7 protein-coding genes and 1 pseudogene are annotated in these 10,855 nt (G+C 72.9%); 5 read left to right on the top strand and 3 right to left on the bottom strand.

The window, feature by feature from the left end; genetic code table 11:
• Positions 1–80 precede the first annotated feature (80 nt).
• Positions 81–4,169, bottom strand: a complete 4,089-nt coding sequence (locus tag ACZ7OO_RS42290; protein ID WP_471512718.1) for a S8 family serine peptidase — start codon at positions 4,167–4,169, stop codon at positions 81–83.
• A 184-nt stretch (positions 4,170–4,353) separates the two neighbouring features.
• On the opposite strand from ACZ7OO_RS42290, the gene ACZ7OO_RS42285 reads away from it, so the two are divergent.
• Positions 4,354–5,331: a helix-turn-helix domain-containing protein gene (locus tag ACZ7OO_RS42285; protein WP_471512717.1), complete on the top strand. Its 978-nt coding sequence runs from the start codon at positions 4,354–4,356 to the stop codon at positions 5,329–5,331.
• A 161-nt stretch (positions 5,332–5,492) separates the two neighbouring features.
• A complete protein-coding gene (locus tag ACZ7OO_RS42280) occupies positions 5,493–6,887 on the top strand; it encodes an NAD(P)/FAD-dependent oxidoreductase (RefSeq protein WP_471512716.1) in 1,395 nt (464 codons plus the stop codon).
• A gap of 187 nt (positions 6,888–7,074) precedes the next feature.
• On the opposite strand, the gene ACZ7OO_RS42275 is transcribed toward ACZ7OO_RS42280, so the two are convergent.
• Positions 7,075–7,488, bottom strand: a complete 414-nt coding sequence (locus tag ACZ7OO_RS42275) for a VOC family protein (RefSeq protein WP_471512715.1) — start codon at positions 7,486–7,488, stop codon at positions 7,075–7,077.
• A 79-nt stretch (positions 7,489–7,567) separates the two neighbouring features.
• Positions 7,568–8,299 (bottom strand): MmgE/PrpD family protein, encoded by a 732-nt coding sequence (locus ACZ7OO_RS42270; protein WP_471512721.1) that lies wholly within the window; start codon positions 8,297–8,299, stop codon positions 7,568–7,570.
• Here ACZ7OO_RS42270 and ACZ7OO_RS42265 point away from each other — a divergent pair.
• The 3 genes and pseudogenes from ACZ7OO_RS42265 to ACZ7OO_RS42255 all read left to right on the top strand — a co-directional run.
• Positions 8,235–8,486: pseudogene (locus ACZ7OO_RS42265) on the top strand (MmgE/PrpD family protein); the annotation flags it as partial. The gene ACZ7OO_RS42270 and the pseudogene ACZ7OO_RS42265 sit on opposite strands and share 65 nt — an antisense overlap.
• A gap of 696 nt (positions 8,487–9,182) precedes the next feature.
• On the top strand, positions 9,183–9,980 hold the full coding sequence (locus ACZ7OO_RS42260) for a hypothetical protein (RefSeq protein WP_471512720.1): 798 nt from the start codon (positions 9,183–9,185) through the stop codon (positions 9,978–9,980).
• A gap of 110 nt (positions 9,981–10,090) precedes the next feature.
• Positions 10,091–10,702: a TetR/AcrR family transcriptional regulator gene (locus ACZ7OO_RS42255; protein WP_471512714.1), complete on the top strand. Its 612-nt coding sequence runs from the start codon at positions 10,091–10,093 to the stop codon at positions 10,700–10,702.
• The last annotated feature ends 153 nt before the right edge of the window (positions 10,703–10,855 follow it).

The following is a 10,855-nucleotide window of genomic DNA, read 5'->3' as shown; positions in this document are numbered from 1 at the left end:
ACACCTGGCACCTCGCCCCGGCCACCGCATAACGAAAGAGGGCCGCCCGGCCTACGGCCGGACAGCCCACGACAAGATCTTCAGCAACCTTCTAGTAGCTGAACCGCTGGATCTGCCGGTCCCCCCAGGCGAACGTGCAGCCGGTGCGGGTGCGGGGGTCGAGCTGCAGCGCGTTCTGCGCCCCGCTGTGGCCGCCGGTGGTGAATCCGCTCAGCGTCCGGATCACCTTCCCGGTCGTGAGGTCCACGACGGCGAGTTGCCCGGTGGCGTTGTTGTCGGGCACCCACATCCCGAAACCGAGGTACGGCGTGCCCTCCGGGGAACTGTAGGAGAGGACGGCGATCCTGTGGACGCCGTCGACCGCGAGGGCGGACGGGGTGCCCAGGCGCAGGGTGACGGGGTCGCCGGCCGCACCCGTGGTCTCGTCGAGCGGCGTGAGCACGCCCGTGGGGATCCTGCTGGCGCTTCCCGAGACGGCCGAGACGTTGAACAGTGACCCGGCCGAGTCCGAGGCGACGGCGTGGGCACAGGCCACGGCGCCGAGTGTGGTCACCGTGCGGGCGGTGAGGTCGACCTCGGCCGGCGTGTACCCGCAGATGAACGGCGTCGAGGTGCCCTTGGCCAGGAAGACGTGGCCGGTGGAGGAGTCGATGGTGAGCAGGTTGTAGGAACCGGCGACCACCGGCGACCACTGCTCCGGTGTCGGCGGGAACGGGGTCGCTCGCCGTGCCCGTGTCGAGGTCGACGGGCAGCACCAGGTCGGCCTTGCCGGTGCCGTGCAGCAGCAGGGCGCCCTCGTGGTGGACGGCGTCCACCCGGCCGGTGACGTAGGAGTAGGTGGCGGCGGACAGCACCTTAGCGCCGGTCAGCGAGTCCGTCACGGTGTTCCAGGTTTCCAGCCGCACGTCGTCGCCGGTCGCGTGGCGGTGGACCAGCAGGACGCGGTCCGCGGTGGCGCCCACGACCTCGTAGGAGGAGCCGGAGGCGGGGTCCGAGGTGATGACGTCGCCATAGCGCCCCGTCGCCGTCGAGTAGTGGCGGACCTCTGTCCCGCCCGAGGTGGTGGCCAGCGCCGCGACGGATCGGTCACCGGCCGCGGCGAAGCTCGTCACCGCGGCTCCGCCGGGAGCGAGTCCGTCGTCGAAGGTTAGGGTGGAGACGGGGGACGCCTGGCCCGTGATCCGGCCGTCGCCGTCGAGGGCCACCACCCGGACGTCATAGGTGTCCGAGCTGCCCAGGCCGAGCGCCGCCGCCTCCAGCCGCACGGATCCCGAGGTGGCCGGCAGCGTGCGGTGCAGCACCGAGGGTGCGTCGACGCCGTCGTGGTCGAAGGAGGTGCCGTTGGCGTTGGTGAAGGTGTCGAGCTGGCCGAGCAGGGCCGGAGCCGGCGCGCTGAACTCGACCGCCGCGGCCCGCGCTCGGGGCACCGGTGTCACGTCGTAGCGGAGGGTGAATCCGCCCGCGGCGCGGGAGACTTCGGCGCTGTGGCCGCTGGTACCGTCGGCTCCGGTGAGGAGCGGCGCCGCCGGTCGGTCCGCCGGGGTGCCGCCGGCCACCCGGATCGGGGCGAAGTCGCCGTAGACGACCTTGAGCGGGTTGCCGCCGAAGCCCGCCTGTGCGATGCCGATGCCGTAGATGCCGCCACCGCTCGCGAAGGCGTCGGCGGGGACGGTGACGGTTCCCCTGGCCGCGGTCAGCGCCTGGTGCCAGCCGGCGGTGAACAGCGGCGCGAGGTCCGGGTTCCAGTGGCCGACGGTCGAGACAACGAGCTGCGGGTTCGCCGTGCGGGCGACGCCGGTGAGGTCGTAGGCGACGGTGACCGCATGGCCGGCGTCGACCGTCGCGGGGGCCCGGGGCGCTGCGGCCTCCTCGTAGCTGCCGTCGCTCGGGCCGATGGTGAGGATGCGCGTGGTTTCGGCGCGGGTACGGCCGCCGGCCAGGACCCGGTAGGTCACGGTGACCTGCCGGTCCGTGGCGGAGGTGAGGGGCAGGCCGGCGGCGGCCAGGAGCTGCGCGGGTGTGACGCGGATCGCGGGGCCGGTGGAGCGGAACACCGTTGTCCCGACGGTCAGGGTGTACCGGGCGGGTCCGGTCAGGCCGGTGACGTCGCCCGCGAAGGTGACCGGTCCGGTCAGGCCGGCGCCGGTGCCGCCGGAGGCCCGGTCGCCGAGGTCGATGCGGCTCGGGTCCGTCGTCTCCAGGAAGTCGCCGCCGAGGTCGCCGAGGGTGACACGGTGGGCGACGGACAGGCGTGTCAACGACGGGGACGGCGAGGCCGCGCCCAGTGCCCGCTCGGCGGCGGCCGTCACGTCGATCTGAGGGCCGACGTGCAGCGTGCGGTCGATCTGCGGCGGAGCGGGGACCGCGCGGCCCGTGCCCTCCAGGAGGTCGCGGACCTGAAGGGGCGTCAGATGGTGGCCGCCCAGCCGGCCCGCTTGCAGGACGACGGCCGCTGCGGCGGCGATCTCGGGAGCGGACGCGGACGTGCCGCCGTTGAGGGACACGTCGACGTCCTGCGGCGTGCCTCCGTGCGCATGTGACAGAGCGATAATGTTGTCACTGGGCGCCGACAGGTCGACCCGGCCGCCGAAGCCCGAGGAGAAGGTTCCGAAGCCGCTGATCCGGGTTTCGGCGGTGGTGGCGTCGCCTCCGGGTCCTGCCGACAGGGTGTCGTCCAGGGTGGTTCCGCCGGCCGCTATCGCTCCGCTGTCGGGCACCTTCGAGGGCGTGGTGGATTCCGCGTCGTCGTCGATGGCGCTGGCGAAGCGGTCGTCGGACGCGAGGTCGGTGGGGGTGCTGCCGCCGTCGGGGCCGACCGAGGCGGTGGTGAACAGCCGCGTGCCGTCGTTGGAGGAGATGGACACCACGATGCCGTCGTCGTGCACGAGGGAGGTGACGACCGACCGGATCACCGGATCGTCCTCCAGGTAGCGGCCGGGGAAGCCTTCGGCATCGGTGCCGAAGCCCAGGCTGGCGGTGATCACGTCGGGCTTGGGCGACTGGTGGGCGGCGGCGAGCAGGGCGGTCGCGATCCGGTCGGTGGTCGGTTGCTCGGGGACCACCAAACGGTAGTCGGCGCCCGGCGCGACGCCCAGCAGGTCGGTGTAGCCGCTGCCGGTCGCCTCGGGACGCTGCCGGTCGTGGGCCAGCGGGGCCATCACGCCGAAGTCCAGCATGACCTCGTCGAGCGACGGGTCCTGGTTCTCGGTGGAGGCGGCGCCGTCCAGGCCGCCGGAGTCCTTCGCCACGTACGCGGGGATGAGCGGCATCGAGGGCAGGTCGAGATAGCGCTGACCGTTCCTCACCACGGTGGTCGGGCCGTGGTCGCGAACATACGTGTCGCCCGCGTCGGCCATCGACTGGTCGGTGAGGTCGCCGATCGACACGTTCGTTATGGTCTCGCCCGTACCGGGCTGCTGTCCGTAGCGCCGTTGGAGCAGTGCGAACGCGCCGACGGCGTCCACGCCGCCGGCGTTGAGGAAGGCCTGTGCCGACGTCGTCAGGGTGTCATTGGCCGGTACGCCGTCGGCCGGGGGTGCGGCGTGCCGGGCCGGGGTCCGCGTCGCCCGGCCCGTGTCCGTGGAACCGTGACCGGACCCGGCGGGAAAGGCGCGCGTCGCCGTCGCCGGCAGGGGCCGCGCCCCGGTGTTCATGGTGTTGACGTACCGAACGGGTTCGGCGGCGGCGATTCCCGGCGTGCCAAGCAGGGCTCGGGCGGCGGCGGCCGAGTCGCGGCGGCCGGTCGTGAGGACGTAGGTGTGCGCCAGCCGGGAACCGGACCCCGGCACCAGCGGGTGCAGTGATCTGGCGGCGAGCGCCCGGAACCTGTCGTTGAGCGCCGCGCTACTCGTGCGCGGGGTGCGGGCGGCGAGCCGGGTGCCGTGCAGCAGCGTGCCGGTGACCGATGTGTGCCGGTCCAGGGTGACGAGGACCTGTCCCGGGACGACGCCGTGCCGCTCGGTGCCGGGATGGGGCCGTGACGGCGTGGCGGAAGCCGTGGCCATGAGTCCGCGTGCGGCCGGTGCCGTGGTGGATGACGTGGCACCGTGCCCGGGCGCGGCCGCCCGCGCCGCGTAGGCGGGAGGTGCCGTCGCGGCGCCCCCGATCGTGAGGACCAGCACGGCACAGGCGCAGACGCTCCTGAGGGCCGATGGCGGAGCTTTGGGCATGGGGCACCTTCCGCTGGACTACCGCTTGCGCATACGAAACGGGGACGTGCGTCCGCGCCTCGGCACAGGACGACGCCCCCTTGCCTGAGGGACGATGCCAACGGAATCGAGCGCGGCGCAATAATGCGGCTGTGGCCGGTTTCCGCCAGTTGGCGGGTGGTGGCCAGGAACCACCGGAGTGCAAATGAAACTTGACGTCGTAGGACTCGACGACGAAACACAACGCGTGTACACCGCCCTGGTCGAGCTGCCCCGGAGCACCGCGTCACAGGTGGCCGCCGTCTGCGGGATCAGTGCCGGTACCGCCGGCCGGTTGCTGTCGGCTCTGGTGCGCGGCGGTCTCGCGACCAGGGCCGCGGGCCGTCCGCCGAGTTTCAGCGCGGCCGCGCCCGACGTGGCGCTCACCGCGCTGATCCGGGCGAGCGAGCGCCGGCTCGACGACGCCCGCTCGCTGGTGCGGCAGCTCGCCGAGAAGCACCGGGAGGCCCACCGGATCAACGATCCGGACATCGCCGTGGAGCTGCTGACCGGACACGAGGACATCAGTTCGGCCGTCCGCCGGCTGACCGAGAACGCCCGGCACCGCATCCGTGCCTTCGACCGGCCTCCCTATGTCGACCGCCCCGGCAGCAACCTGGAAGAGCAACGGCAGCGGCAGCGCACCGGCGTGACCCACCGCGTGATCTACGACCGGGCGGCGGTGGCGTGGCCGGGACGCCTGCGGGACGACATCCTGCCGAGCATACGCATCGGCGAACAGGCCAGGGTGCTCGCTGAGTTGCCGCTGAAACTGGTCATCGCCGACGACCGGTGGGCGATCATCCCCTTCAGCCTGGCGCCCGGCGGTCACTCGGCCGCCTACCTCGTCCACCGCTCGCCAATGCTGACCGCGCTGGAGGCCCTGTTCGAAGCCACGTGGGAACGCGCAGCGCCGGTGCGCGACGCCGCGCCGCGAGCCGAACAGGCCGGTGTTCCCGACGCCGGGACCGTGGAGCTCCTCAGGCTGCTCGCCTCCGGCTGCTCCGACGCGGCCGTCGCCGGCGCACAGGGCTGGAGCCAGCGCACCACCCAACGCCGCATCCACCGTCTGATGGCCGAACTGGGCGCCGTCACCCGCTTCCAGGCCGCGGCCGAGGCCGCGCGGCGCGGCTGGCTCGACTGAACGCGCCGGTCGGCGGCGACACGCCACAGCTCTCACCCTTTATACTTGATTGCACAAGCATTTGGATGGGGCGGGACACGGTGAGCGAAGGTCCGGGGGAAAGCCACTGCCTCCCTGACACGGCGCCCCGACCAACGGCATGACATCGCATGGGAGTGAAGGTGGATTTGTCCCTCATCACGGAGTTCGAGAAGATCACGCAGGTCCGGCCGCCCGAGCACCCGGCGATCCGTTTCGGGACGGTGTGCGTGCTCGGTGGCAGCATCGCCGGCCTGCTCGCCGCGCGGGTCCTGGCCGACCACGCCCGCACCGTGGTCATCGTAGAGCGTGACGAGATGAACCTCGGCGCCGAGCCCCGGGCGGGCGTGCCCCAGGGGCGCCAGGTGCACGGCATGGGTCCCGGTGGCCTGGCGCTGATGGAGCGGTGGTTCCCCGGCCTGACCGAGGAGACGCGGAGTCTGGGCGCCGCATACGTCGGACCCGACCGGATCGTCACGTACGTCGACGGCAGGAAGCAGCTCCAGAGCGGCGACACCCACTTCCTCGTGTGCAGCCGGCCCCTGCTGGAATCCCTCCTGCGCGGCCGTGTCCTCGCTCTGCCCAACGTCGAGACGCTGACCGCGCAGGCGACCGGGCTGGACTACCGGGACGACCGGGTGAGCGGGGTGCGGTACACCGCGGAAGGCGGCGCGGGCACGGTGGCCGCCGACCTCGTCGTGGACGCGATGGGCCGCGCCAGCAACCTGTCGGACTGGCTGGAGCGGGCCGGGTACGAGCGGCCCCGCCTTGAACGCATGCGGACCGGAGTGCAGTACTCGACCGCTCTGTTCGAGCGCACCGGCCCGTACCTGAACGACCCCGAACACGTCGCCGTACAGCACACGCTGCCCCCCGGCCCCGACGGACTGGCGCTGGCCCTGGCCCAGCCGGTCGAGAACGACCAGTGGCTCGTCGGCATCACCTGCTACGCGGACGGCAGGCCCCCGAAGACCGTCGGGGAGTTCCGGGCGCTGTGCGAGAAACTGCCCGCGCCCTTCGGCGAGGTGGCCATGAGCGCGGTCACCCGCGAACCGGTGCAGTTCCACCAGGCGGACAGCAGACGCCGCCACTACACCGGCCTGTCCCGCTTCCCCCGCCGCCTGGTGAGCATCGGCGACGCCGTGGCGTCGATGAACGCCACGTACGGGCAGGGAATGACCTCGGCCGCCCTCCAGGCGGCCTGCCTGTCCGACTACCTGGACCACGACCCGGACCTCGACGCGCCCGCGGACGCGTTCTTCGCGTCGCAGGCGATGGTCGTGGACGCACTGTGGAGCTTCTCCGCCGGCGCGGACCAGGCCCGACAGGAGGCGGTCGACGGCGTCGAGGTGCCGCCGGAGGTGCGGGAGCAGCGAGCGGCCATGCAGCGGCTCGCACAGGCCGCCCTCGTGGACGAGACCGTGAACGAGGCTTTCAAGGCGGTGGCGTTCGCACTGGCCCATCCGCTGACGCTGGCCGATCCCGCTCTGCTGGAACGGGCGGCCGCCGTCCACTGGGGCGCCGGCGAGCCCTCGTGAGCCGCTGACCGCGGACCACTCCCGGCGGCGCACCGTTCACCAGGCGGGCACGGCACCCGGTGCGGCTCGGGGTCGCCGGGTGGCCGGCGGCGGGCCGGGGTGCTCCCGTGGGCTTCCACGGGAGCACCCCCCTCCGGTGGCCCGGCGAGGCGGCGGCTCACCGGCCGCACGGCCGCTACCCGCCCGATCAGTGGCCGGGTTTGACCGCCCACAGCTCCCAGGCGATGCCGTCCGGGTCGGCGACGGTGACGAACTCCGCGTCCCGCACCGGGGAACGGGGCACTTCCAGGTCGTCCAGGTGCCGGGTCCAGTCGTCCAGGGCCGCCCGGTCCGCCACGGTGAGGGAGAAGTGGTCGAGCCCGGTGCGGGACGGGTCGAACATGTCGTCACTGCGCCGCAGCGGCTCATGCACGGCCAGCACGAGACCGCTGCCGGCATGGTGCATGATCTGCCGGGGGTGCCCCGCCTCGGCCGGTCCGGGCCGCACCTCGCCCACCGGCTCGAACCCGAGCACCCGGCGGTACCAGTCGGTGCTGGCAGCCATCTCGCGTACCACGATCGCGACATGGGCGATCCCGGTGAACGTGATCTTGTGGTTCATCGTCCTCTTCTTGTCAACAGGCCGTCGGTGTGACGGGCCTTCAGCACCGGGCCCGTGCCCACGAGGGCGGGGGCCCGCTTCACACGAACCGGCGGGTGCGGGCGCGCACCGGCGTGGGACTCACCCGGGCCAGCAGCCCCGTCAGGTCGGCCACCGGGTGTGCGTCGAGCTCCTCGACGGCGCCGACGATGTCCTCCCGCAGAGCCGCGTCCGCATAGGGTTCGCTGAGCCAGTGGAACTTCTCGACCACCCGCTGCCACGAAAGGGGGCGTGTCCGGGCGCCTTCGAAGTCCGTCTGTTCGCGCGAGAGCCGAGTGCCGTCACGCAGCTCGACGTGCACCCGGACGGGCGTCGTGTCAGGATAACCGGCGGTCAGCACGTCGTCGGCGCGGACCTCGACCCGCCGCAACAGGTCCTGCACGTCCTGCGCGCGGATGCGCTCCTCGGCGAGCTGACGCGGCCCCACCTGGCCGTCGATCAGGGCCGCCGCGGTGAGGTACTTCAGGTTGTAGTCCGCCTGTTCCTTGGTGCGCGGATCGGCCTTCGGCCCGAACGTGCCGCCGCCGGCGATGTCGTAGGCGGCCTGGAAGACCTCCAGGTGCACTCCGTCGACATCCTGGTGCTCGAAGCCGTGCTCCCGGGCCAGGTGCAGCACCGTCTCGATCACCGGCTGGCCGTGGATGAGCGAGCAGTACTTCTTCAGGTACGTCTGCTCGACGGCGTCCAGTGACGGATCGCCCAGGTTCATGTCCACCTTCTGGCCGAAGAGCTGGTGCAGGCCGTTCGGGCCTTCGAACAGCGCACGCCGCACGCTCAAGCGCAACGTGCTCGACACCCTCGGCTGCGCGATCGCGGCCCTGGACGGCGGCATGATCGCCACGATCCGGGATCAGGTCACGCCGCCGGCCGGTGACGGCCAGGCCACGCTCATCGGGGGCGGCCGCAGCAGCGCGGACCATGCCGCGCTCGTGAACTCGGTACTGGTGCGCTACGTCGACCTGCTCGACACGTATCTCACCCCGGGCGGCCTGTGCCATCCGGCCGACAACTTCGGCGCCCAAGGACGCCAAGCGGGGCTGATCCGCCAACGGCACGCGGCTCGCGCACGGACGCGGGAAGCGAGGGGACGGCGGCGGATGTTCCGTCAGGACGCCGCCCGTAAGGGGCCGCGTTCTGCGGCTGTGTGGGCTTCGCCGGGGCCGAAGGGATCGGCGGCCGCGGGCCAAGGGCGGTGCGCCCTGCGGCTCCGACGGGGGAACCGGACAAGCCGGACGCACCCGGGCGGGGCCCGAACGGCAGCGGTGAACGACGCCGCCCCGCTCAGCGACCGCCGTGGCGCGACGCGCTCCCCCCGGCGACCGTCGAGGCGCGGCTCGCTCGTGCCCGGACGAACAGGGCGGCGGTCGCACCCGCCGGACGGCCCCCGGGCGGTCCCGGCGGCTGGACCGTGCCGTCCGCCCCGTGGTGGCCGGCCCCTGCGCCAGAACCGCCCCGATCCCGTGGCGGGCCAGGCCCGCTCGTCGCCCCACCGGTCCGCCGGCGCAGGCACCCGCCACCAGCTACCCGTCGTCCCACCGAAGTCGAGGACTCATGAGCCCCCCCTGCCCCGCCTGTCCCGCTCACTGCCGGCTCATACTCCGCACGGCGGGCACCGGGCGGGCGCCTTCGCCCTGTCCGGTTCCCGGCGCCTGCCCATGCCGGTGGCCGCCCTGAGCCTGTCCGTCCTGCTGGCCGGCTGCGCGGCACCGGGCATCGGGACGGCCGGCGCCGCCCCCGGGGCGAACAGCGCAGCCCCCAGCGCGTCGTCCAGCACCTCGCCCGGCACGTCGCCCGGAGCGTCCGAGGTCACACAGGGCGCACCGGCGCGTACCTTCGAGGCCGGTGCGACGCCGACGGCACCGGTGTTCGCGCACCTGCCCGGGCTCGGTCCCCGTACTCTGGCCGACGTCCCCCGCAACGCCCGTCAGGTGGTGCTGGTCACCGGGCGCAGCCGCCACTCATCCGACTCGCGGGTCGTCCTCTACCGGCGGACCGACGCGGGCTGGACGGCAGGGGCCACCTGGGCCGCCCACAACGCCCTGAGGGGCTGGACGTATGATCACCACGAGGGAGACCTCCACTCCCCCATCGGCGTGTTCACCCTCACCGACGCGGGCGGGCGGTTCCCCGACCCCGGCACCGAACTGCCGTACCACCAGTCACCGGCCTTCAGCATCACGGGGACGGGTTTCGCCGGTGAACCGCTGAGCGGCACGTTCGACTACGTGGTCGACATCGACTACAACCGTCGCACCGGCACCTCGCCCCTGGACGGAGTGCGTCCGCAGGGAGACGCCAAGGGCGGCAGCATGTGGCTGCACGTCGACCACGGTGGCCCCACACACGACTGTGTCACTCTGAAGAAGGCGGACATGAGACAGCTGCTGCGGACGCTCGACCCCGCCCTGCATCCCGTGATCGTCATGGGCGACGCGCGGTCCCTCGAGCGCTGACGCGCCGCCGCCGGCGGGCGGCAGCACGGCGGTCGTGGTCACGCCGCCGGGAACAGGTCGGTTGAGGACGGGTCGCAGGACCGGACGGACCGGCGACCTAGACTGCCACCATGACCTCGCGCAACGCCCCCGACCAGGCCGGGCCCGTCAGACGGACGCGGAACGCGGCCGCCACCAGGCGCGCGATCCTGCAGGCAGCCCTGGACGCCTTCACGCGCGCCGGTTACGACGGTGTGGGGCTGCGCGAGATCGCCCAGGCCGCCGGGATCGACCCCCGGCTCGTGGGCCGGTACTTCGGCTCGAAGGAAGAGCTCTTCGCCGAGGCTGTCGAACTGACCACCGACACCCAGGCCCTGGTGCCGCCCATCTACGTGAACGCCGCTGAGGAGTTGCTGACCCGGGCCAGGTCGGACAAGTACCTGCGGGGGTACTTGATGACGCTGCGCTCCACCTCCAACCCGCAGGCTGTCGAGGTGCTGCGGAGGACCATCGAGGCTCAGGGCGAGGAGCCCCTGGCCGAACGCCTGGGCGGACCTGACGCGGAGGGCAGAGCGGCCCTGCTGATCGCCATGTGCATGGGAGTGCTGCTCATGCGGGACGTCCTCGGCAGCACGCGCCTCAACGACGAGGACGCGCACCGGCTGGTGCCCTATCTGGACGCCGCGTTCCGGGCCGTCGCCCTGACACCGCAGGACGAGGACACGGCCGCCACCACCGCGTGAACGCGCCGGTGGCGGCCGGTTGTGCACGCCCGTTCCTGTGCCCCTGCGGCGGACCGGCCGACGGGAGCGACGGGAGCAGCGCCGTCCTCAGCGGCCCGGTGAGCGGGCGCACCGCCGCCCCGTGGGCCCTGCGCCCCGTGACGACGGGTGCTC

This window comes from Streptomyces sp. NPDC111744 (assembly GCF_055634995.1).
The sequence above is the reverse complement of the archived record's forward strand: the minus strand, read 5'-3'. Positions and strand labels throughout refer to the sequence as shown.

Coding starts and splice junctions, on each gene's coding strand:
- ACZ7OO_RS42285 (WP_471512717.1), top strand. CDS start 4,354: ATGAAACTTGACGTCGTAGGACTCGACGACGAAACACAACGCGTGTAC.
- ACZ7OO_RS42260 (WP_471512720.1), top strand. CDS start 9,183: ATGCCGGTGGCCGCCCTGAGCCTGTCCGTCCTGCTGGCCGGCTGCGCG.
- ACZ7OO_RS42255 (WP_471512714.1), top strand. CDS start 10,091: ATGACCTCGCGCAACGCCCCCGACCAGGCCGGGCCCGTCAGACGGACG.
- ACZ7OO_RS42290 (WP_471512718.1), bottom strand. CDS start 4,169: ATGCCCAAAGCTCCGCCATCGGCCCTCAGGAGCGTCTGCGCCTGTGCC.
- ACZ7OO_RS42275 (WP_471512715.1), bottom strand. CDS start 7,488: ATGAACCACAAGATCACGTTCACCGGGATCGCCCATGTCGCGATCGTG.